21 protein-coding genes and 3 pseudogenes are annotated in these 22,187 nt (G+C 68.1%); 18 read left to right on the top strand and 6 right to left on the bottom strand.

Translation table 11 applies throughout. From position 1 onward, the window contains the following. The first annotated feature begins 149 nt into the window (after positions 1 to 149). The 6 genes and pseudogenes from RV983_RS07670 to RV983_RS07645 all read left to right on the top strand — a co-directional run. Positions 150 to 473, top strand: coding sequence for a hypothetical protein (locus RV983_RS07670; RefSeq protein WP_475985028.1), 324 nt, complete (start codon positions 150 to 152; stop codon positions 471 to 473). Between the two features lie 181 nt (positions 474 to 654). After that, positions 655 to 831 carry a hypothetical protein gene (locus RV983_RS07665; RefSeq protein WP_475985027.1) on the top strand — a complete coding sequence of 59 codons (177 nt, stop codon included), beginning with the start codon at positions 655 to 657 and terminating at the stop codon, positions 829 to 831. A gap of 69 nt (positions 832 to 900) precedes the next feature. Then, entirely contained in the window at positions 901 to 2,229 is a 1,329-nt protein-coding gene (locus tag RV983_RS07660; protein ID WP_475990245.1) for an FG-GAP repeat domain-containing protein, read from the top strand. 618 nt (positions 2,230 to 2,847) lie between these two features. Further along, a complete protein-coding gene (locus tag RV983_RS07655) occupies positions 2,848 to 3,036 on the top strand; it encodes a hypothetical protein (RefSeq protein ID WP_475985026.1) in 189 nt (62 codons plus the stop codon). A 1,139-nt stretch (positions 3,037 to 4,175) separates the two neighbouring features. Continuing rightward, entirely contained in the window at positions 4,176 to 4,517 is a 342-nt protein-coding gene (locus tag RV983_RS07650) for a DUF1360 domain-containing protein (protein ID WP_475985025.1), read from the top strand. 300 nt (positions 4,518 to 4,817) lie between these two features. After that, positions 4,818 to 5,228 (top strand): annotated as a pseudogene (locus RV983_RS07645) (transposase family protein); the annotation flags it as partial. A gap of 22 nt (positions 5,229 to 5,250) precedes the next feature. On the opposite strand, the gene RV983_RS07640 reads toward RV983_RS07645, so the two are convergent. After that, positions 5,251 to 6,198: a hypothetical protein gene (locus RV983_RS07640; protein WP_475985024.1), complete on the bottom strand. Its 948-nt coding sequence runs from the start codon at positions 6,196 to 6,198 to the stop codon at positions 5,251 to 5,253. 519 nt (positions 6,199 to 6,717) lie between these two features. Between RV983_RS07640 and RV983_RS07635 the strand changes: the two genes are divergently transcribed. The 3 genes and pseudogenes from RV983_RS07635 to RV983_RS07625 all read left to right on the top strand — a co-directional run. Continuing rightward, entirely contained in the window at positions 6,718 to 7,434 is a 717-nt protein-coding gene (locus RV983_RS07635) for a hypothetical protein (RefSeq protein WP_475990244.1), read from the top strand. Next, positions 7,416 to 7,850 carry an Imm10 family immunity protein gene (locus RV983_RS07630; protein WP_475985023.1) on the top strand — a complete coding sequence of 145 codons (435 nt, stop codon included), beginning with the start codon at positions 7,416 to 7,418 and terminating at the stop codon, positions 7,848 to 7,850. Before RV983_RS07635 ends, RV983_RS07630 begins: the two co-directional genes overlap by 19 nt. Before the next feature lie 433 nt (positions 7,851 to 8,283). Next, positions 8,284 to 8,945, top strand: a pseudogene (locus tag RV983_RS07625) (IS3 family transposase); the annotation flags it as partial. A gap of 226 nt (positions 8,946 to 9,171) precedes the next feature. On the opposite strand, the gene RV983_RS07620 reads toward RV983_RS07625, so the two are convergent. After that, a complete protein-coding gene (locus RV983_RS07620; RefSeq protein ID WP_475985022.1) occupies positions 9,172 to 10,461 on the bottom strand; it encodes a tachylectin-related carbohydrate-binding protein in 1,290 nt (429 codons plus the stop codon). Between the two features lie 558 nt (positions 10,462 to 11,019). On the opposite strand from RV983_RS07620, the pseudogene mobF reads away from it, so the two are divergent. From mobF to RV983_RS07595, 5 genes and pseudogenes are all read left to right on the top strand, one after another. Then, positions 11,020 to 13,526 (top strand): annotated as a pseudogene (gene mobF, locus RV983_RS07615) (MobF family relaxase). 64 nt (positions 13,527 to 13,590) lie between these two features. Further along, the gene (locus RV983_RS07610) at positions 13,591 to 13,908 is read left to right on the top strand and encodes a hypothetical protein (protein WP_475985021.1); all 318 of its coding nucleotides are present in this window, start codon (positions 13,591 to 13,593) and stop codon (positions 13,906 to 13,908) included. Positions 13,909 to 14,239: 331 nt separating this feature from the next. After that, positions 14,240 to 14,581 (top strand): hypothetical protein, encoded by a 342-nt coding sequence (locus RV983_RS07605; protein WP_475985020.1) that lies wholly within the window; start codon positions 14,240 to 14,242, stop codon positions 14,579 to 14,581. Positions 14,582 to 14,656: 75 nt separating this feature from the next. Continuing rightward, positions 14,657 to 15,400 carry a non-homologous end joining protein Ku gene (gene ku, locus RV983_RS07600; protein ID WP_475990243.1) on the top strand — a complete coding sequence of 248 codons (744 nt, stop codon included), beginning with the start codon at positions 14,657 to 14,659 and terminating at the stop codon, positions 15,398 to 15,400. 82 nt (positions 15,401 to 15,482) lie between these two features. After that, a complete protein-coding gene (locus RV983_RS07595) occupies positions 15,483 to 15,884 on the top strand; it encodes a hypothetical protein (RefSeq protein WP_475985019.1) in 402 nt (133 codons plus the stop codon). 1,419 nt (positions 15,885 to 17,303) lie between these two features. On the opposite strand, the gene RV983_RS07590 is transcribed toward RV983_RS07595, so the two are convergent. Together RV983_RS07590 and RV983_RS07585 are read right to left on the bottom strand one after the other, a co-directional pair. After that, complete coding sequence (locus tag RV983_RS07590) at positions 17,304 to 18,062, bottom strand: aquaporin (RefSeq protein WP_475985018.1); 759 nt, start codon at positions 18,060 to 18,062, stop codon at positions 17,304 to 17,306. Positions 18,063 to 18,097: 35 nt separating this feature from the next. Beyond that, positions 18,098 to 18,412, bottom strand: a complete 315-nt coding sequence (locus RV983_RS07585) for an ArsR/SmtB family transcription factor (RefSeq protein ID WP_475985017.1) — start codon at positions 18,410 to 18,412, stop codon at positions 18,098 to 18,100. 71 nt (positions 18,413 to 18,483) lie between these two features. Here RV983_RS07585 and RV983_RS07580 point away from each other — a divergent pair, with 71 nt between their 5' ends. Further along, on the top strand, positions 18,484 to 18,897 hold the full coding sequence (locus RV983_RS07580; protein WP_475985016.1) for an arsenate reductase ArsC: 414 nt from the start codon (positions 18,484 to 18,486) through the stop codon (positions 18,895 to 18,897). Continuing rightward, on the top strand, positions 18,894 to 19,835 hold the full coding sequence (gene trxB, locus RV983_RS07575; protein ID WP_475985015.1) for a thioredoxin-disulfide reductase: 942 nt from the start codon (positions 18,894 to 18,896) through the stop codon (positions 19,833 to 19,835). The genes RV983_RS07580 and trxB overlap by 4 nt, the downstream gene beginning before the upstream one ends. A gap of 71 nt (positions 19,836 to 19,906) precedes the next feature. Here the strand turns inward: trxB and RV983_RS07570 are convergent, their stop codons facing one another. Further along, positions 19,907 to 20,044 carry an ArsR family transcriptional regulator gene (locus RV983_RS07570; protein WP_475990242.1) on the bottom strand — a complete coding sequence of 46 codons (138 nt, stop codon included), beginning with the start codon at positions 20,042 to 20,044 and terminating at the stop codon, positions 19,907 to 19,909. Between RV983_RS07570 and RV983_RS07565 the strand changes: the two genes are divergently transcribed. Beyond that, a complete protein-coding gene (locus RV983_RS07565; protein WP_475990579.1) occupies positions 20,018 to 20,242 on the top strand; it encodes a hypothetical protein in 225 nt (74 codons plus the stop codon). The two genes, RV983_RS07570 and RV983_RS07565, sit on opposite strands and share 27 nt — an antisense overlap. Before the next feature lie 26 nt (positions 20,243 to 20,268). Here the strand turns inward: RV983_RS07565 and RV983_RS07560 are convergent, their stop codons facing one another. Continuing rightward, on the bottom strand, positions 20,269 to 20,634 hold the full coding sequence (locus RV983_RS07560) for an ArsR/SmtB family transcription factor (protein WP_475985014.1): 366 nt from the start codon (positions 20,632 to 20,634) through the stop codon (positions 20,269 to 20,271). Positions 20,635 to 20,806: 172 nt separating this feature from the next. Here RV983_RS07560 and RV983_RS07555 point away from each other — a divergent pair, with 172 nt between their 5' ends. Then, positions 20,807 to 22,180 carry an NAD(P)-binding domain-containing protein gene (locus RV983_RS07555; RefSeq protein WP_475985013.1) on the top strand — a complete coding sequence of 458 codons (1,374 nt, stop codon included), beginning with the start codon at positions 20,807 to 20,809 and terminating at the stop codon, positions 22,178 to 22,180. The last annotated feature ends 7 nt before the right edge of the window (positions 22,181 to 22,187 follow it).

Genomic DNA, 22,187 nt, shown 5'->3' with positions numbered 1-22,187 from the left:
CGCCCGTGTGCCAGCCGTGATCATCGCAGGACACGCGCCCGCACGCGGGGGTTTCGCGAACTGTTCCGGTGGACGGTTCCGGCCACTGCCCGAACAGTCCTGGTTGCGTAACTAGTAACGTTTCCCAGTCAGTTGACAGGCTCACAGCCATGTACCTCGTGCATGCCCGGCTCCGGGCTTTTCAACAGACCGCACTTCCCGCGGACATGGGCGCCTGGATGCGGGCACACACTCAGGCCGGCGACAAGGTCGAGCACATCGTCGTGCACCCCACCGCCCGGCCGTATCCCGTGCTGGGCCTGTACCTGCTCGCCGACCGGCTGGAGCACGCCGAAGCCTGCGCCGCCGACGTGTGCCGCCGTGTGCTTCGCGCCCGCGCTGAACTGGCCGACTGGGAACTCGTCGACGCCCGCGCACCGATGTTCGCACCGTTCTATGAGGCGCTCTTGGGCCCACCGGCCCCGCTGGACTGATCCGTCCAGGGCCGAATCCGTCCAGCCGATCTGCCTTCCGAACCCGCTGACCTGCGGCGAAGCTAGTACTCGCCGGCACGGGACACCACCCGGGACGGCAACCGGACCAGGCGTCAACCGCGGGACGCCGCACCCGGAGACAGCCCCTTGCGCCCCTCTCTCAGGACAGGACGGGACACCCGTGATCCTCAACCAGATCGTCAAGGCCGTCGCGGTCACCGCCATCTTCTTCGGCTCGAGCGTCCTGCTGCCCGCTGCGGAAGCTGCCGCCGCTCCCGCCGGCACCAGCACCGCCGCACACAGCGCTGTCGCGGCCAACGTCGGTGCTCCGGCAACCGACGACATGATCTGGGACTGATTCAACCCGGGTTCCACCCCGATCCCTTCCCTCTGCCTTCCGAAAAGGATTCCTGTGCCCGTGAACACCATGCCGCTCCGCCGCATAGCAACCGCCGCCTTCGGCCTGACCGTCGCTCTGGGCGCCCTGGTGGCTCTGCCGCCGACGGCCGCGCAGGCCGCATCCAGCGTCGACGGGACCATCACCCGCTCCGAAGTCCTCGCCAGAGCCCAGTACTGGGTCGACCACGGATATACCTACGACCAGAGCGGCTCCGCTCCCGACCCGCAAGGCCGCAGCTACCGCAAGGACTGCTCCGGCCTGGTCTCCATGGCCTGGCACCTGTCCAGCAGCGAGAGCACGGCTTCCTTCCCCGGCTCAGGTCGGATCACCTATCTGGCCGCCCTGGACCAGCTCCAGCCGGGAGACGCTGTGCTTCGCGCCGGCCACATGGAATTGTTCGCCAAGTGGAAGAGCCCGTCCGACCACGCCCAGGGTGCCTACGTCTACTCGTTCAACCAGGACGACGAGACCGTCCGGAACCCGTACGCCCCCTCCAACAAGGGCAACCTCGGTTTCGACAGCTGGTCCGAACTGACCACCTACGACCCGATCCGCTACAAGAAGATCAGCAGCTCGGGCGACCGCGGAGACTTCACCGGCGACGGCAACTCCGACGTCATCGGCCGCAACAGCACCACCGGCGACTTGGTCCTGTACCGCGGGAGCGGCGCCGGCGGCTTCACTGCCGGATCCACCACCATCGGCAACAACTGGTCCACGTTCAATACCATCGTCCGGCCCGGCGACTTCGACGGCGACGGCAAGCCGGATGTCATCGGCCGCAACACCTCCACCGGGGACTTGGTCCTGTACCGCGGGAGCGGCGCCGGCGGCTTCAACGCCGGATCCACCACCATCGGCAACAACTGGTCCAACCTGGACAACATCACCACGCCCGGCGACTTCGACGGCGACGGTGACAACGACCTCATCGCCCGCAACAAGACCACCAACGAGCTGCTGCTCTACAAGGGCAACGGCGACGGCGGCTTCGCCGGCAGCTCGGTCATCGGCACCGGCTGGGGGAACTTCAACCTGATCATGTCTCCCGGCGACTTCGACGGCGACGGCAAGCCGGATGTCATCGGCCGCAACAGCACCAGCGGCGACCTGGTCCTGTACCGCGGGAACGGCGCCGGCGGCTTCAATGCCGGATCCGCCACCATCGGCAACAACTGGAGCGGTCTGGACCTCATCTTCAGCGCTGGCGACTTCGACGGCGACGGCGACAACGACCTCATCGCCCGCAACAAGACCACCAACGAGCTGCTGCTCTACAAGGGCAACGGCGACGGCGGCTTCGCCGGCAGCTCGGTCATCGGCACCGGCTGGGGGAACTTCTCGATCCTGTTCTGAGCGCCGCTCCGGTCTCGGCCGATTCCCCACCGGATGCTCTGTGCGCTCACCGGATCGGCCCCCAAGCGGCCCGGCAAGCCGACACCAGGGACGATGAAGGGCTCACGCGAGGCCGCAGACAGCCAAGGTGGCGAGCCTTGCGGTCAGGGCCCACGCCTCAAGGCGTGGGCCCTGCCGCGTTGCGGCGGAAAGCGGCGCACTGCGTCACTGCCGAAGGCGGCCGCCACCTCGGATGGACGGAGCCGCGGTCTGCCTCCGCACGTTCCGACGCCGTCCAGGCCGCCGGCATCAGCAGCGCAAGCAGCACGACGGCGGCGCCGGTCAAGCGGAGCATGGATCTGTTACGGACTTCTGGCATCGGACACCTTCAGGGGCGAGCAGCGCAATCGCAGCATCACCCCGATTGCCCCGACCGGGCAGGGCGGTAACCCGCTGGCGGTGCAGCTTGCCGAGTTCGAGCAGCTTCCGGCCGAGCAGCGGCGTACGCGGATCGCGGACCTGGCCAGCCGCCGCGGTGGCGCGGCGTGTGCGCGCGGTCGACGGCAGCGACGACGAGGACGAGGACGAGGGCGCCGTGTATCCGCTAGCAGGCGACGATGCCGAGGACAGCGGGCAGGAGTGAGGCACAGTCCCGCTTCCGTGGAGCTGGTGCACGCCGACGACGGCGCGGTGTACCAGCAGTTGGAGGCGGCCGCCCTCCGGCGCCGCGGCCGCGTACACCCGGCAGATCGCCCGATGACCCGTCACCCGCCCGGCCGCGACGGGATGCGACACCACCGCGGCGGCCGCACGCTGAGAGCGGAGTGAGGGCATCCGCTTCCCCCCGAGGAGCCCTCGTCGCATTGAGTAGGGCCCCCGCTGCGCGATCGGCGGGGGTCCGCCGTGCTTTCCCCGGCCGCCCAGGGAGCCAGTCGCGCCCGCCGCTCGTCTCTCTGTGCAGGGATGTACGGGAGGGGGACGGGTGACAGGGAGCGGAGCACCAAGACGGACCAGACTGCGCCTGGCCAGGCAGCGCCCTGGTCCCAGCCGCGTCCGAGCCCGCGAGCGAGCAGAGGATTCTGAGAAGGGCACCCGGTTCGGTGGGCTGAACCTCCTTACCGTTGGCGCGGTTGTCACGATCGTCGCGAGCATCGGTGGCCTGGTGGCAACTGGCGTTGGCACGATCTACAACGCACGTGTAGCAGCCGATCAGTTGAACGAGTCCCGGGAGCAACACGATGATCAGCAGCGCGAGCAGGCCTCGCGCGTCTCGATCTGGAATGACGGAGGTCTCTCTCAGCGCATTCACTTGCTGAACCGGTCTCCAGACCCTGTGGCTGATGTTCACCTCAGCCTCAACGCGGTCTGGAACATCAGGGAATCTCGGTCAGTCGCCTTCAATCTGCTCCTGCGTGGCCTACCGCCGTGCTCAGAGACTGTGATCGACACCGAGGACCTCAGATACTCCCCCGGGAAGGGCTTTTCCGGGAATGGATGGGATATCCCGACGGCACTCCAACTGAGCGGGCTGGCTCCGATCCCCGACAGTGCGTCCCTGCGGGTGCGAGGCCTGTGGTTTGTTGACCGTGACGGCGAGAGTTGGAGTCGCAAGGAGGGCGTGCTAGCTCACGATCCAGTCGAGGGCGCCGAGGGTGAGTTGGGGCTTGACACGAAGGAGCCCCAAGTCAGGTCGGCGTCGGGCTGCGGCGCGGATGACGCGGGCACGTGACCCGTCGAGGAGGAGGGCCGACGGCTGCGGGGTGCGTAGGCCCGCGCCGTCCGGACACTGCATCGGCATAGCCGCGGGCCCCGTGTCCCGGAGCGTACCGGCGGTGCCTCAACTGGTGCGAATCCGTGTGTGATCTGAAATACCGGCACTGACCTGGGAATTCGCTCACGACGCCCGGTTTCGGGTGGGTCCTATGATATCCGCCGACATCCGGAGGATCTTCACCAAAGGGGCCACCTTGATCGGTGCCGTTGAACTCGCCCTGCTGGGATTCGCGGGCTACCGCGGCACCCAGTTGCTCGTCCATGACTCCATCCTCGACCCGGCCCGCGACAAGGTGTTCGCCTGGCATCAGGCCCGCCCCGACTCCAAGGCCCGCGACTTCGTCGTCACGCTGATCAGCCGCGTGTACTGCACCGGCTGGTGGGTCGCCGGTGTTCTCCTCGCCACGTACCTGGTCGCGACCGGCCGGTTCGGGGACGCGCCGCTGCTGGTCCACGGCATCGAATGGCTCGCGGTTGCCGGCGCCGCCGTCCTCATGAACCGCGTGGATGACACCCTCGGCCGGGTCGCCCAGTGACCACACCAGGGAGAGCCCTCACCGCGGCCTCGTCCCGGTACGTCGCCCGCAAGATTCGAGGCAAGGGCGCCACACACGACCAGGGGTGGCAGGTCCGCGCCTGGGAGATGTACCGGGCCGTCCCGGAGGTGCGGTTCGCCGCCGGATGGATCGGCAACGCCATGTCCGGCGCCCTGCTGTACGCGGCGCGCCGCGCTGACGACGGCACGATCGAACGGGCCCCCGACGGGCACCGGGCGACCGAGATCGTGTCCCAGATCGCCGGTGGCCCCGACGGGCAGGCCAAGATGCTCGGCCTGCTACTCGGGGAAGCACAAGAAGCACGGGATGAATGTGCAGGTCATCGCAGATCCGTTCGGGAACCTCATCTGGGCGTCTCCCGCACTGCCCGGAGCGGTCCACGACATCAAAGCCGCCCGCGCCCACGGCATCACCCAGGCCTTGACCGAGGCCAACATCCGATGCTGGGCGGACAAGGCCTACCAGGGTGCCGGCGGCACGGTACGTGTGCCCTACCGAGGCCGCTGGGACAAGCTCTCCTCAGGTTAGCGCGCGGCCAACGTATCCCACGCCAAGATCCGGGCACTCGGCGAACAGGCCATGGCTTCACTCAAGACCTGGCGGCTCCTGCGCAAGCTGCGGTGCAGCACCACCCGCATCACCGCCCTCGTGCAGGCCGTCCTCACACTCCACCTCAACACCTCAACCTGAGGTTGGAAAAGCCGTCATGTGTCTACTCGGCGTAGACAAGGACAGGGTGCGTGGGGTCTGCCTCGCATCCCAGGAGCCACAGGAGGCCGTTGCGTCCGGGCCAGATGTCGGTTGGTCGGTTGTCGTCCCAGTCATCCGGGTCGCCCCAGCGGAAGCCGGGGGGATCCACCGGTTGCCACGGACCGAAGAGATCTTCTGAGGTGGCTCCCAGGAGCAGAAAGGTGGGAGCGCCGCACTCGCAGTGTTTGGCCGGTGTAGGCCAGAGGCCGACCTTTGGCTCCCAGCCGCCCAGTTTCCATCCTGGGACACGGCAGTGGTCGAGGTAGTCGTGCTGGTCGAAGTTCTCGCGCGGGCGGCCTGTGGCGGTCCACAAGGCACACGCGAGCTCAAGGTGGGGCGGCAGGATGCCCAGCATCGTTTCGGCGAAGCCGCTCTCCTGGGGCTCCTCGATGCTGATGGGCGGATACTCCTGGACCAGCTCAGGGTGGACAACGCAGGTGCGCGGAACGAGGTTGTCGGCGTCGTCTGGGGTGAACACGTTGAGAGCGGGGTTGCTGGACCTGACTTCCGTCAGCTGGCTTTGCTGTCGCCAGCGAAGGGTCGCCTTCGGGTCGTCGGTGTCCACGTGGGGGTTCGGGCACCACAGCACCTGAAGCACGTCGCTGTTATCGGGAAACATCCACTCTGGCGCGCTCAGCAGACCGTCCGGCAGGTCGTGTCGAAAGAGCTGGAAGACCGAGGCCAGGACGACACCCTCTGCCGGCCCAGTGGGGCCGTCGCCGTAGTGCTTTCCATGGCAGAGCGGCCAGGGCTCGTCGAGAGGCCACAGCAGGGGTCCGCCCACGGAGCTGTGATGTGCCGTGGGCATACCGCGGCGCGGATGCAAGCGCAGAGCCGTCCGTGCGTAGTCGGTCAGTTCCGGGTACTCGTTTAGGAGCAACGCGCGCCGACGCGGCGTCGTATTCACCATCGTGCTGTCTCCAAAGGCCTGCAGCCGCCATCCTGCGCGCATCCTAGCTCGACGGCAGTCAGCCCTTGACGACGAGCCCTCCGATCCAGCTCGGCTCAGCTTGGAAAGGGCTCAATGGATGGGTATGCCACATGCAATACGGAATTGGGTAAATGATAATTCGAATCTCCATGGCATTCATCGTCCATTGAGATTCACATCATCCTCAGTCCCCTAGTGTCCCGTCCTGATCCGGCCATGTCCCCTACAGGTACGACCCCACCATCGGCCGCTTCCTGAGCGTCGACCCTGTCCTTGGATATTGCTGCAGCCCAATCGCTTAACGGCTTCACATACGCAAACAACAACCCGGCCACCTACGCCGACCCCAGCGGACTCTGGATCGACGACGGCACCGGCCACAGCGAGTCCCGCACCGACGGAGGACCCACAAGCAACACAAACCCGGGCGGCGCAGGAAAACCTGCCGGAACTGTCGGTGACAACGGTTGCTACTACACCTGCAACGACACCGCGGATGTGCTGCTTGGTGAAGTCGAGTCGATAAGCGTCGATGACAGTCCCAAGCGTAATTCTGTCGAAAAGGTTGCTTACACCGTCGGGGACGTTTTCTACGGCCTCCTCAGTAACGTTCCGCACACTTTGGACTATTTTCGCTGGCCAGTGGACGGCGATTGTTGGGGAGACGGGGGGCCGGGCAGCCCGGGTTGTGACTGGGGTAATCAGTACGACGCTTGGGCCAAGAGAAACGGCGTGGACGTAGGCGGTGACCTGTATACAGGCCCTTCGGAGTTCGCCGCAGTATTTGGAATTAGCCATACGGGAATCAGGGCGGGCAAGGGGACCATCGTTGGCCCAGTGACCAAATCGACCCATTGGGCAGAATTTTGGGTGCGAGACGCCGAAGGGGCATTGGTTGTTGCCTATTCCTTGCGGAGTGGGAGCATGACACCCGAAGAGAAGGCGCTCGGATTCCCCAATAGTGTTCAAGCCAGCCATACTGAAGCCCGCGGGGTGGCTATGTCTGGCGGCAGTCGTACGGTGCACATACCGCATGACCAATACGCGAACCTGGCCGTGGTTCCGCGCGGTAGTACTGTTACGGTTCGCGCCATCCTCCCTCCCTGCCGTCAATGTCAAGGATCCATGAGCAGGGCCGCGAAGGAGAAGGATGCTACCTTCGTGTACATTTGGAACGGCCCTAAGGGATCCGGGAAGTGGAGTTCGGAGGAATGATGGCACTGCAATGGACCGTCCGGAAAGTGGCGGCTGAAGAAAATCTCCCCGATGCGACATTTATTCTCGGACTGTCCGAGGATGAGGAGGGGGAGGGGAAGTATCTGATCTTCCAAATGAAGCTCGGGGAATCAACAGCACAGGATCGACGCCTGGGCTTCGATACGTATTGCATCGTGGATGAAGAGCATAGGGTGGCCTATGGTGGTGTTGAACAAGCCGTCCTGAATGGTCGGTCCTTGCGTTTCAACCTCAGCGAGAACACGGCTTTCATGCTCGACATGGAGGAGCGTGAACTGGAGCTCCTCCTTGACGTCGGCGATCGTGAGATCGAAGAGATGTGGAGTGAACTGACCCGCGTGTTGCGGTTCGGAAATCCGGATCAATTCCCGCAGCGCTTGGAAATTCGCGAGTAGTTCGCGAGTTGCTCTGAGAGTGCTAGGGGAACGTAGATAGTGGTGACTTTTGAGCTAGGGGACTGCAAGGGAAATTTGGAAATTGGAGTTTACCCGGCTGTCTCCGTGACCGATAGCCTCATGGAGATGTGAGCTGAAGTAAGGGGCTTCCTTCGTGTTAATGCGATGGAAGCCCCTTATGTGCGATCTGTGATCATCCAGATGTCAGGAATTCCCGTCCTCATGCAAAGCAAGTACTGATCTTTGGTCGGACGGTTGCTGACCGGGTCAAGTGCGGCATAACAGCTGTATGGGGGTTCGAAGTCGCAAGCTGGCAGATGTAGTTGGTCTGGAGCGTCGGCGCCTCATGGCGGCCGATCTATTCGAACAGGGGAGGCGGCCCTTGAACCGTTCCGGGTTCGGTGGGGACTCGATCATTTGAGAGGATCGAGTCATGGCACGTCCTTCCCCTTATCCCCTTGAGCTGCGCAAGCGCGCGGTCCGCATGGTTGCCGAGGTGCGGCCTGAGTACGACACGGAGTGGTCCGCGATGAAGGCGGTCGCGGCGAAACTGGGGATCGGGACGACCGAAACGCTGCGCAAGTGGGTCCGCCAGGACCAGATCGACAGTGGTGCCAGGCCGGGCACCACGACGGAGGAATCGGCCGAGCTCAAGCGCCTACGCAAGAAGAACGCCGAGCTCAAGCGGGCAAACGAGATTCTGAAGGCCGCGTCGGCTTTCTTCGCGGCCGAGCTCGACCGGCCACACACACGCTCGTGACGTTCATCGACGAGTACCGGAACCGCTTCGGCGGCGTCGAGCCGATCTGCACCGTGCTCACCGAGCACGGTCTCAGCATCGCCCCCTCCACCTACTACGCAGCCAAGAGTCGCCCACCTTCGCAACGGGCCAACCGAGACGCGGAGTTGAAGGTACTGATTCAGGCGGTGTTCGATGCCAACTACCGCGTCTACGGGGCCCGCAAGATCTGGTGTCACCTACAGGGACAGGGTCATCGGGTGGCCCGCTGCACCGTCGAGCGACTGATGCGGGAACTGGGAATCACCGGGGCAGTCCGCGGCAAGAAGGTCATCACGACGATCCAGAACCACGCGGCCGAGCCTTGGTGGCTGACGACGGTCACAGCGCAGCTCGGGTTGGAGCCGGCGGAGACCGGCGGCCGGTACCGCACCGCGCCGGCCGGCGTGGTGCCGCAGCGCGCTGCCGGCCACGGGGGCCGCGGTGGCCGGGGTTCCGCCGGTGTTGAGGCCGTTGTGGGTCAAGGACGACTCGATGACCCCGCCGAGGATCGGCGGGGCCATCGAGGGGTCGGGTGGGGCGTCAGGCGATCTTCTTGTAGCGCAGGGCGACGTACGACGAGGCCGGGTGGCCGCCGATGTCGCCGCTGTAGACGTTCGCGGTCGAGTAGTTCATGTCCGTGGCCGTGCTGCCCTCGGCGTAGTAGTAGAAGGTGCCCGCGTCCTGGTTCTTCCAGCCCGCGAAGAGGACGGCGTGGTCGGAGTAGTCGTTCAGCGCGTCACCGGGCCTGAGGTCGGCCTTGTTGATCTGCGTGCTCACGCTGGGGAGGGTCTCGGTCGTCAGCGAGGAGGTGAGGTGCCAGGTCATGGAGACGAAGCCGGAGCAGTCGGTGCGGTAGGTGTGGTCGCCGTCGACGTCGGTGGCGTAGGCGCTCTGGCTGTACGGGACGTTGCGGTTGTACCAGTTCTTGGCCCGGGCGATGACCTCGTTGCGGTAGATCGTGCCGCCCTGTACGGACTGCGGCGGGGCCGCCGGCACGTAGGCGCAGTTGTTCGCGTAGGCCGACAGCAGGCTCTGGGTCCAGCCGGACGCGTCCACCGGGTCGTCGGAGTGGTACGCGATGTCGCTGCCGTCACCGTCGGTCGGGTCCGAGTCGTGGTACCAGTACATGCCGCCGTTGGTACGGCCGTAGTAGAGGCCGCCGCCGGGCGAGGAGAGCGAGTCCACCGCCGACCAGCCGCTCGACTTCAGGACCGAGCTGTCCCAGTCGTTCACGCCGTTGATCTTGTAGCTGAGCAGTCGGCCGTCCGAGGTCGAGGCGATGATGCGGTCGTCGCCCGCGGCGGCGAGCGTCTTGAGGACGAAGCCGGTGTCGATCACGACGTGCTGGCCTATGTGGGCCGACCCTGCGGGCTTGGGCTGCGACACCAGGTACTGGTGGAGCTGGCCGTCGACCGTCCCATAGAGGTGACCGGCGCCGTCGTAGACCAACTTGTCGAAGGTCCAGCCGCCGTCCCAGATCTTGACGACGCCCGCGAGCGTGAGGGATGTGTTGTTCGTCTGCACGTCGACCCGGTAGAGGTCGCCGGTGGTCGAAGTGACCAGGACCGTGTTGAAGTTGAGGGCCGCCATCGTCTTGGGCGTGAAGCCGAGATTCGGGCCGATGAGCGTCTTGACGCGGTCGCCGGTATTCGGCTCGATCTGCGTGTACGTCAGCCGGCCGTCGGACAGCGTGCCGTACATCGACACGTCACCGGTGCACGACGCGACGGCGTGCGCGGCTCCGGCGGTGGTCGCGACCAAGCCGAGGGACATCGCGCTGACGGCGACGACGGCGGCGGTGGTACGGCGGATGGCATGGCTCAGCTTCATGATTTCTCCTGCGGTGGGTAAGTCGAGCGGGCGACGGCACATCCCCGGCCCAAACAGCTGCCCTGCAGGTGCAGCTGTGAACGATGTCTTGGGTGTGACGCCCGGTGGCAGGAACTACTTTCGCCGCAGGTCACGCGAGTTGGAAGAGAATGCGTATGGACACAAACGTCCTTGGCCTGTTACGTCCTGACGGTGCGTGCAGAGCTGCCCCCAACAGCAGGTGTCGCCCGGCTGACACCGCCGCCAGGGGTGCCAGACAGCCGAAGGGCCGCCCCTCGAGGACGGCACTCCGGCTGGGTGAGGGTTGGTCTTGTTCGCACCTCTGGCACTGGTGGGGGCCGGGGTGGTGGCGGGTGGGGCTGGTCCCGTGGGGCGGTACGCCACGCGTGATCGTTGACCGGGGTGTGGGAGGCCGGCTGGCTGGGACGCGGCGTGCTGTGTTTGCTGTGGTGCCGTGGCGTGGTGACCATGACGACGCAGGGCATCTCCGCTGCTGGGTAAGCCTATTACCAAAACAACATCGCCAAGTGCGATGGGGCGCGCGGTGGCGGGGTCGCGGTGTCCTCAAGCGTTCCTGGGGTGCCGACGGGGGAGTGGCTCGGGCGGGCGGCGGCGGTGCTGGGGCTTGCCGGTGAGGTGAGCGAGCCGCAGATGCGGGCGCTGTTCGGGCTGGGGATGCACCCGGACGCCGAGGCGATCCTGGCGCGTGAGACGCGGGCGGGCGCGACGAAGAAGCAGGCGTGGGGGGCGGCCAAGCTGGGCCCTGCGATACCCAACCTTGCGGAAGCGTCGCCGCTGGACCGGCAGATCGAGCAGGTGCTGCAGCACGTGAGCGAGCGGCTGTGCCGGCCGCTGACTCCGGCCGAGGCCAAGAACCTGAAGATGAGGGTGGTCGCTCAGGCGTTCCGCGCCGAGATGGGGCGGGCGCCGGATGACGGGAAGGAACTCGCCCGGTTCCTGGCCGCCCGCACCGGCCGCCGGCGGCAGGCCCGTACCGGCTTCGACCTGACGTTTTCGTGCGAGGAGTTGTCGCTGCTGTTCGCGCTGGGCGACGAGCAGGTGCGCCAGGTCGTGCTGGAGGTGCTGCGGCAGGCCAGGACCGAGACGGTCGCGTGGATCGAGGATCACGCGCTGGCGGTGCGGAGAGGGGCCGGCGGGCCGGCACAGCTGCGGGCGAAGCCTGGGGTTTTGGCGACGGTGTATCTGCATTACGAGTCCCGGGCCGGGGACCCGATGCTGCACGAGCATGTCGTGATCAGCCCCCGCGTCCAGGGCCCGGACGGGAAGTGGCAGAACCTCGATGCCCGCCTGCTGTTCCGGGAGGTCGTTTCAGCGTCGGAGTTGTTCCATCAGCGGGCCCTGGAACTGCTTTGCGAGCGGTTGGGGTTGCGGACCGAGCCGGCGGAAGTGACGGCCGGGCAGCGCCCGGTGATGCAGGTCATGGGCATCGACGTGCGGCTGCGGAAGCTGTTCTCGCAACGCGCCGCAGCGATACGGGAGGTGGTTGCGGAACTGGAGGCGGACTACCGGCATCGTCATGGCCGGCAGCCCGGTCTGGCTGCCCGCAAGGGGCTGCAGGAACGGGCCCGGATCTCCACCAGACAGCCCAAGCGCACAGCGCGTTCCCTGGACGACCTGCTCGCCGACTGGCGGCGGCGGGCGATTGCCGCCACGGACCAGGCGACGGTGGACGGTGTGCTGCGGGCGGCGCAGGCCGCCGCCCGTAAGGCCACCACAGGGCGCGGCGCCGGTGAGGAAGCTGCCGCCGGGGCCGCTGCCGTCCCTGAGGCGGCTTCCGGGCGCACCGCCGGTCACGAAGCTGCTGGTCCGGGGTGTGGGCCGGGCGGGCAGCGTGTGGTGGAGGTGGATGTTGCCGCGGCGGCTGAGGTGCTCGCCGAAGTCGTCGCGCACCGCACGACCTTCCGGCGCCGGCAGGTGCTGGCGGAGGCTCGCCGGTATCTGATGCGCACGCTGGCCGGGGCGACCGCGCCGCCTGGTGCCGCTGATGGGATCGCCGACCGGGTTCTGGCCGGTGCGGAGTGCGTGGAGGTCACGGCGCCTGACCTTCACGCTGGGCTTCCGGAGCTGACGCGCGAGGACAGGGAGACTGTCTACCTGGCGATCGGGTCCCGTACCTACACCACCGCCTCGCTGCTGGCGGCCGAGGAGCGGCTGCTGGCCGCCGCTGGGGCGAGCGTGGTGGCGCCGGTCGGGCGGGAGGTGTTCGCCCGCGTCGCCGCGCAGCACGGCGGCGGGCTAGATGCGGGGCAGCGTGAGCTGGCGGCGTCGTTCGCGGTGTCGGACAGGCCGCTGCTGGCCGGCATCGGCCCGGCCGGGTCGGGGAAGACCACCGCGATGCGGTTGCTGGCCTGCGCGGTGGACGCGGCCGGTGGCCGGCTGATCCCGCTCGCGCCGCCGCCGTCCTCGGGGCCGACCTGGGCCGGCCCGGGCACACTCTGCATTTCTGGCTGCGTGGGCGTCAGCTGGCCGCCCAAGGTGCCCTGGTGGGGGAGGCTTTCGGCCTGCGGCCGGGTGATGTGGTGCTGGTTGACGAGGCCGGTATGGCCGGTACCCGTCTGCTGGACCAGGTGGTGGCCGATGCCGCCGAGGCCGGGGCGGTGGTGCGGCTGCTGGGGGATACCTGCCAGCTGGCCGCGGTCGAGTCCGGTGGCGCGCTGCGCCTGATCACCTCGGGCGGGGGAGTGGTCGAACTGGACCGGCTGCACCGCTTCCGCACCGGTGGTGAGGGCGAGGCCTCGTTGGTATTGCGTGACGGCGACGCCGCCGGGGAGGCGTTCGCCTGGTACCGGGACCGCGGCCGTATCACCGCCGGCACCGCGAGTGCGATGCAGCAAGCCGTGCTCGCCGCGTGGGCCAAGGACACCACGGCTGGGCGCAGCACGGTGATGACAGCCGCCGACACCGCCACCGTTTCCGCGCTCAACGCCCGGGCGCAGGCCTGGCACGTTGCCCGCGGCACCGTTACGGCCGGCCCGTGGCCGATGTCCCGTCCCCGCTGCAGGCGAGCCGTCGGGCCGCGCCCCGACGTCACCACCGCCGGGTGAGCACCGGAATCGGGCAGACCTCACGGCCAGGGCGTTGTCAGTGGCCGGGGTTAAGGTCCCCGGCATGACCGTCATCTCAGTCCACCTTGCCGATTCCAAGAAAACGATCCCCGTCCCTCAGTCCCTCGCTGACCTGCAGCGTTCGTTCGACGAGGCTCGAAAGGCGATCGGCGTGCATCAGCGCGGGACGCAGCGCCCCGTGCTGGAGTGGGATGAGGAGACGCGGGCCGAGAGTGACCAACTGCTGGATGCGTGGCGGGCGGTCGCGACGGAGCTACGGGAGGGGATCGAGGAGTCCGGGCTCGAAACCGAGTTCGGGGCGTACGACCTGGCGCGTGCGTTGCGGAAGGCGGCCTATGGCTTGGACTACGCCGGGGAGTAATCCGTACGGGTGGCCGGCGGTAGGCGGACTTGGCTGCGGTCGCCGAGCCTCTTACGGTCGAACGTGTGAGCGAGCGACGTGATGCGGTAGAGGTGCCTTCCCGGGAACCCGGGGACGTTCCCGCATACGTCGAGGCGTATCCGGCCGAGCGGCAGCAGCGGGTGGGTTTGCGAGTGGCAGGCCGCTCCTACCGAGGACGGGTGGGGGAGCGCCGCCGGTACGCCGACGACCGCGAGGCCGTCCACCTGATGCTGTGGCCTGCGCTGCCGGATGGCCGGCGGACGGCGTGGTTCTGGTGGGACTTGGAGGCCTTCGAGCTCCGGGGTCCCTGTTGGGGACCAGCCCCATCGAGGAGCGCTTCCACGACGGGGACGCCGTCCGCGTCCACAGGACCGACGTCGAGCCGAACGACGTGGGTCGGTATCAGGGTTTCGACACGTGGATGCAGCCGCGGGTGCAGGTGCGGGTCGGCGGCCAGTGGCATGACGCCCTGGTCTGGCACAAAATCCGGTACAAGGACGGCCGCCACGCGGTGCAGTGCAAGGTCACGTTCCTCGAGGGCGACAACTGGCCGGTGATCTACTGGCGCACCTACTGGTGGAACCCGGCCGCTATCCGCGTCATGCCTGGGACGGGCGACCTGGATCAGCCCGGCCCCGCTGTGGAGTGGTGAGCGGTCTTCGCCGGGAGGAGTAGCCCGCCGCGCGCCGAACCGCCCCGGGCCGCACGCTGTCCGTATGCGCGCGATCTGGTCGGGGTACGTCAGCTTCGGCCTGGTCACACTGCCTGTGCAGCTCTACAGCGCGAGCACGGGGCGGGCTTCCACCAGGTTCATGTGTGCGATGGGTCCCGCATTCGGCTCCGGAGGGTGTGTGAGAGCGAGGACGTCGAGGTTCCGCAGTCGGAGATCGCGCGGGGCTGGGAGCGGCCGGACGGCGGCACGGTGGTCCTCCTCGATGAGGAACTGGCCGCGCTCCCCTTGCCGACGCGGAAGACGGTCGACGTGCTCGGGTTCGTCGACGAGGCCGACGTCGACCCCATGCTGTACGCGAAGCCCTATTGGATTGGCGCTGCCGGCGAGCAGGGGCAGCGGCCGTACGCGCTGCTGGTGGAGGCATTGGCGCGGCACGGCAAGGTCGCCGTCGCCAAGGTGACGCTGAGGACACGGGAGCGCCTGGCGGTGCTTCGACCGCGACACGGGATGCTCGTGCTGCACACGCTGCTGTGGCCGGAGGAGATCCGTGAGCCGGACGACCTGTCCTCGACCGCGCCGGTTACGGATCGGGAGCTGGAGCTTGCCGAGCTGCTGATGGATCAGCTCGCTGGGGTCGAAATCGGGGACCTGCACGACGAATACGCGGCGGCGGTGGAGCAACTGGTGGCCTCCAAGATGACGGGCGCAGAGGTGGAGGAGCCGGAAGAGCCGGTGCTGGCGGTCGACCTCATGGCGGCCTTGGAGGCGAGCATCCGTGCGGCCCGGGAGCGGGGCTAGACGGGCCCACAAGCAGGGCCGCATCGCTGGTGAGAACGCGCTTGGACGGGACCGGCAGTTCGCCGGGTCCCTCGGCACGCAGGTGCTGAAGGTCTTCAACCTGGTCGTCGCCCGCACCGGGCTACGTGACCATGAGGCCATCGCCGGAGGCTTCAGCCCCGTCACCGTCGCCTCGACCGCGGACGACCACAAGGCGTACTACCCGGGCTCGCACGTGATCCACATGCGGATCGCCGGCGACGCCACCACAGGGCGCCTGCTCGGCGCCCAAATCGCTGGCCACCTGAACAGCGCAGTCCACAAGCGGGTCGACACCTTTGCCGCAGCTCTGTTCCACGGCATGGCCGTCGAGGCGATGGAAGATCTGGACCTGTCCTACACCCCACCGCTGGGCAGCCCGTTCGACGCCGTGCAGATGGCCACCCAGACCTGGGTGCGTAGCCATCACCTTCTTGACGGCCACGGGACACCAAAGCGTCATTGAAGGCCGCGAGGGGCGCCAGTACGTTCAAACTGATAGACGGGCATCGATCTATGGCTGTTCCTGCCGACGGCCTCCACACTAGGTCGACGCCGGTCTATTGCCGCCAGCCGCAAGGCCTTGCGCGGCCCATCGCCTGCTCCTCGCGATGTGTTCCACGCCAAGGTCGGAGAGGCGGCCGAACCCGCCTTCAAGGCAGTCGGCTGCTGTTGACCGCGTGACCAACTGCCCATCACGCGCGGCCTGGACCAGAAAAGCGGGCCGGTCCGGGTTCATGGCCGTTCTAGCGACGACGAGGTGGCTGCGGCGTACCGCTGTGGACATCACTCGCCTTAACTACTGAATGTGCACACCGAGCCACTCGGGGCGATTCTTGATGTGGGCTCGCTGCTGTCCATGACAGCTCTTCTCTCCTGGTGGCGACACCGCCGTGTGGTGCGAGCCCCTTCCTGGAGGTGACGCGTTGTCTCGAATAGTCGTGTCTCGGGTGCCCCTTTGGCGTCGCCGAGGCGGTCTGCGTCTTTGGGCGGTGACTGCGAGCGTCGTGGCTTTGGCGTCGAGTGCCGTGACAGGTGCGGCGTACGCGGAGGGTGGCCCCGCGCCACGTGTTGCGGAGCCTCACGCCTACGACGGTTCCCTCTACCCGTGCCGCTTCTTCCCGTACCCAGCCGGCTACTGCCTGAGCCGTCCGGGCCGTCCGGGTCGTCCCGGCCCTCCTGGGCCGCCCGGTCCGGTGGGTCCGCCCGGCCCTGTCGGACCGCAGGGGCCCGCCGGTCCTGCGGGGTCGCAGGGTGATACCGGAGCCGACGGTCCGTCGGGGCCTCCGGGTCCTCTTGGACCGCAGGGACCTGCCGGTCCTGCGGGGCCGAAGGGCGACAGCGGTGTGCAGGGGCCTGCTGGTCCTGCGGGGCCGAAGGGCGATACGGGTGGGCAGGGGCCAGCGGGTCCGGCCGGGCCGAAGGGCGACAACGGTGTGCAGGGGCCTGCGGGGCCGAAGGGCGACAACGGTGTGCAGGGGCCTGCTGGTCCTGCGGGGCCGAAGGGCGATACGGGTGGGCAGGGGCCAGCAGGTCAGGCTGGGCCGGCAGGTCCGGCTGGGCCGTCGGGTGTCGCCAACGCCCGTGTGGTCGTCGGGCAGCCTGCCATATTCGCTTTTGTCAGTTGCCCGTCTGGGCAGGTCGCGCTGGGCGGTGGCGGCGTCCCGTCCGGCACGGGCGCGCACAACCCGCTGACGACGTCCATCCCGACCACCAATGGAGGCGGTTCGAACACTGGTGATCTGGCCAACGGCTGGTTTGTCAGCCCCGGCGTGGGTGGCGGTAACTACCAGGCATATGTGATCTGCGCTCCCACGACGTAGCGCGTGGGGCCCGGGATATTCGGGCCCCACGGCGCTTGCAGCACTGCTGATGACTGCCTGTATCAGGAAGCCGACTTCTCAGATCGGGCGAAGATCAGCGCGACCAGGGCCAGGCCGACGATGCCGCCGATGATCTGCATGCCGATGAAGCCGGGCAGCGAGCCGGGGGCGATTCCCGCGAAGGTGTCGGAGAAGGCCCGGCCGATGGTGACTGCGGGGTTCGCGAAAGACGTGGAAGAGGTGAACCAGTAGGCGGCGCCGATGTAGGACGCGACGGCGACCGGCGCGACGTGCAGCCGCTGTGTGCGGGCCAGCCCGAAGATCAGCAGCACCAGTCCCGCGGTGGCGACGACCTCGCCGAGCAGCAGGTGCCCGGCCGAGCGGTCGTGCGTGGACCACTTCACGAGCGGCTCGCCGAACATGGCGTCGGCCAGGATCGCGCCGGCGATCGCCCCGACGATCTGGGCCGGTATGTAGGCGGCGGCTTCGCGGGCCGTGACGCCGTCCCCGCCCTCGCGGCGGGAGGTCCACCACTCGGCGAGGGTGACGACCGGGTTGAAGTGCGCACCGGAGACCGGGCCGAGCAGGGCGATGAGCACGCCCAGGCCGAAGACCGTGGCGATGGCGTTGGCCAGCAGCTGGACTCCGACGTCCTTGCTGAGCTCGGTGGCCTGGATGCCGGAGCCGATCACGATGGCGACCAAGGCGGCCGTGCCGACCAGTTCGGCGGCGGTCCGGCGGGTCAACGGGACACGCGGTGGGGGGACGACGGCGGGGGCGGATTCCGCCGTGATTCCGGGGGCGGTCTCGGTGGCGCTCAACGGGACTCCTGTCGGCGAGGCGCGGGAAACGGTGATCAGGGACAGGCGCGCTTGGTGTTGTTCTCGGCGGTGGCCCGCGCGGTGGCGGCCAGGTCGGAAAAAGACCCGGCCAGGGCTTCGACGACCTCCGGCCGCAGCCGGTAGTACGTGAACCGGCCGCAGGGCTCGGTCTCGACAACACCCGCGTCTCTGAGCACCTTCAGGTGGTTGGAGAGGTTGGTTTGACGGGCGCCCGTCTCCTCCACGAGATGCGTGGTACACAGCGTCTCGCGGGCGAGCAGGCTCACGATCTGGAGCCTGAGCGGGTCCGCCAGAACCCGGATCAGATCAGTGTCGACTGACGTCAGCATGGGCTGATACTGTCACATCAGCCGGGGCTGATGCCAGCCCGGGTGTTCCGTCGTAGACAAGAGAGACCACTATGTCCGACAAGCCCTCCGTGCTCTTCGTCTGTGTCCACAACGCCGGCCGTTCGCAGATGGCCGCCGCGTGGCTCACCCACCTCGCCGGGGACCGTGTGGAGGTCCGCTCGGCCGGCTCCGCCCCGGGTGACCAGGTCAACCCGGCCGCCGTCGAGGCGATGAAGGAAGTCGGCATCGACATCTCCGCCGAGATCCCGAAGGTGCTGACGGTCGAGGCCGTCAAGGCCTCGGATGTGTGCATCACCATGGGCTGCGGCGACACCTGCCCGGTCTTCCCCGGCAAGCGTTACCTGGACTGGGACCTGGAGGACCCGGCCGGCCAGGGCGTCGAGGCCGTCCGCCCCATCCGTGACGAGATCAAGGTCCTGATCGAGGGTCTGATCGCCGAGATCGCGCCGGAGCCCGCCGCGTGACCAGCGAGGTTCGCGAGGTCATCGTCATCGGCTCCGGACCCGCCGGGTACACCGCCGCGCTCTACACCGCCCGCGCTTCGCTGAAGCCGCTGGTCTTCGAGGGCTCGGTCACCGCTGGTGGCGCGCTGATGCAGACCACCGAGGTCGAGAACTTCCCCGGATTCCGCGACGGCATCATGGGCCCGGACCTCATGGACAACATGCGGGCCCAGGCCGAGCGTTTCGGCGCCGAACTCGTCCCGGACGACGTGACCGCGGTCGACTTCAGCGAGGACATCAAGACCGTCACGGACTCCGAGGGCACCGTCCACCGGGCCAAGGCCGTGATCGTCACGACTGGCTCGCAGCACCGCAAGCTCGGCCTGCCGGGCGAGGACGAACTGTCCGGACGGGGCGTGTCGTACTGCGCCACCTGCGACGGGTTCTTCTTCCGCGAGCACGACATTGCCGTCATCGGCGGCGGCGACACCGCCATCGAAGAGGCGACGTTCTTGTCCCGCTTCGCCAAGAGCGTCACCATCGTCCACCGCCGCGACACCCTGCGCGCCTCCAAGGCCATGCAGGAGCGGGCCTTCGCCGACCCGAAGATCTCCTTCGCCTGGGACAGCGAGGTCGCCGCCATCCACCGCACCGACGGCAAGCTCTCCGGCCTGACGCTGAAGGGCGCCAAGTCGGGCGAGACCCGCGAACTGCCCGTGACCGGCTTGTTCGTGGCCATCGGTCACGACCCGCGCACCGAGCTGTTCAAGGGCGTCCTCGACCTGGACGCCGACGGCTACCTCAAGGTCGACGCGCCCAGCACCCGCACCAACGTCCCCGGCGTCTTCGCCGCCGGCGACGTCGTCGACCACACCTACCGCCAAGCCATCACCGCCGCCGGCACCGGCTGCTCCGCGGCCCTGGACGCCGAACGCTACCTGGCCGCTCTCGGTCAGTAGCCACGAGACGGGCTCACCCGCTCCCTCACCAGCGGGTGGGCCCCATCGGGCCTCACCCAAGGCGGCTGTGTTCAGCCGATGATCTGGCGAACCCTTTCGAGACCGGACTGGTCCACCGCGTACCAGACCCACGTTCCGCGTCGCTCCCGGCTCAGGAGGCCGGCATCGACCATCGTCTTCAGGTGGTGGCTGATCGTCGGTTGACGCAGGCCCAGGCAGGCAGTGAGGTCACAGACGCAGGCCTCCCCGCCGGACTCGGCTGTGGTGACGCCTGCCCGGTGCTGTCCGGCCGGCGCTGCTACGACTGGGACCTGCCCGACCTGAAAGGCCTGGACATCGAGTCCGCCCGCGCCGTCCGGGAGGCGCTCGCACAGGGCATCACCCGGCTCGCGGACGCGATGCGCTGACCGCGGCCCGGGCGGAGCCTCGCAGTTCAGATCGCGGCGGCGCCGGCGAGAAGCCGGCCCATGGCGGCGAACACGGACGGCTCGACGCGGTAGTACACCCACGTGCCGCGCCGCTCGGAGGTCAGCAGGCCGGCTTCCTTGAGCTTCTTCAGGTGGTGGGAGACGGTCGGCTGGGAGACGCCTACGTCGGAGATGTCGCACACGCAGGCCTCGCCGCCCTCATGGGAGGCGACCGAGGAGAACAGGCGCAGCCGCACCGGGTCGCCGAGGGCCTTGAACATCCTGGCCGCCCGCTCGGCCTCCTCGGCGCTCAGCGGGCGTTCGGTCAGCGGCGGGCAGCACGGCACGCCGACGTCGGAGTCCAGGACCGGCAGCAGCTCCACATTCGACATTCTTCTATGTTGACACATGTCGAACTACACAGGCCAGGCCTGTGTTCAATCCTCGCAGTCATGGGCGGAGCTCGCTGATTCCACGCGTGTCTATGTTGACGTTCGTCAAAGCAGATGGGATTCTGGCGGCACGAGCTTGCATCGACGGATGTCGAAACACCGAGGAGTCGTCGTGAACGCGCCTGTCATCACTGAGCTGCCGATCGTCGTGATCGGGGCCGGACCCGCGGGCCTTGCCGCCGCCGCCAACCTGGTGGAGCGAGGTCTTGAGCCCCTGGTGCTGGAGTCCGGGCCGGTCGCCGGCAGCGCGGTGCGCGAGTGGTCGCACGTGCGGCTCTTTTCCACCTGGTCCGAGCTCACCGCCCCGGCCGCGGAGAAGCTGCTCGCCCCGACCGGATGGGTCCGCCCGGACGGCGCCACCTACCCGACCGGCGGCGACTGGGCCGAGCAGTACCTGCAGCCGCTGGCAGACGTCCTCGGCGACAAGGTCCGCTGCGGCGCCACCGTGACCGGGGTCTCCCGCGCCGGACGGGACCGGATCGTGGACGCCGACCGGGAGACGCAGCCGTTCGTGGTGCAGATCGCGCACGCCGACGGCCGCGAGGAGCGCGTCACCGCACGTGCCGTCATCGACGCCTCCGGTACCTGGGCCGTGCCCAGCCCGGCCGGCGGCAACGGCCTGCCCGCCCTGGGCGAGAAGGCAGCAGCTGACCGCATCAGCTACCGCGTCCCGGACCTCAAGGACCCCGCCGTGCGGGCCCGTTACGCGGGTAAGCGCACCGCGGTGATCGGCTCCGGCGCCTCCGCCTTCACTGCCCTGGCCTACCTTGCCGACCTGGCCAAGGCCGAGGACGGCACCGGTACGCACGCGGTGTGGATTGTGCGGCGCGGTATCTCCGGGTCCACCTTCGGCGGCGGTACGGCCGACCAGCTCCCCGCCCGTGGGGCCCTCGGCCTGGCCGCCAAGGCCGCCGTCGACAACGGCCACGCGGATGCCGTGACCGGCTTCCGCACCGAGGCCATCGAGCGCGACACCGACGGCCGCCTGGTCCTGGTCGGCGAGGACGGCCGCCGCCTCGAGCCCGTCGACGAGGTCATCGCACTGACCGGGTTCCTGCCAGACCTGTCGTTCCTGTCCGAGATCCGGCTCGGTCTGGACGAGCGCCTGCAGGCCCCGACCGCCCTCGCCCCGCTCATCGACCCCAATGCGCACTCCTGCGGCACCGTCTACCCGCACGGCGTCAACGAACTCTCCCACCCCGAGCAGGACATCTACCTGGTCGGCATGAAGTCCTACGGCCGCGCCCCCACCTTCTTGGCCATGACCGGCTACGAGCAGACCCGCTCCATCGCCGCCGCCCTCGCCGGCGACCGTGAAGCCGCCGAACGTGTGGAACTCACGCTGCCCGAAACCGGCGTATGCGGTGGCGCCGGCCTGTTCGACCAGCCCGACACCACCCAGGACACCGGTGGCGGCTGCTGCACAGCCCCGGCCACCCTGCAGATCGGCATCGGCGCCCCCGCCACCACCAACGGCTGCTGCTGACCCTGCG

It is taken from the genome of Streptomyces sp. RLA123 (assembly GCF_056270165.1).
Note: the sequence above shows the minus strand (reverse complement) of the source record. Positions and strands in the feature narration are given on the sequence as shown.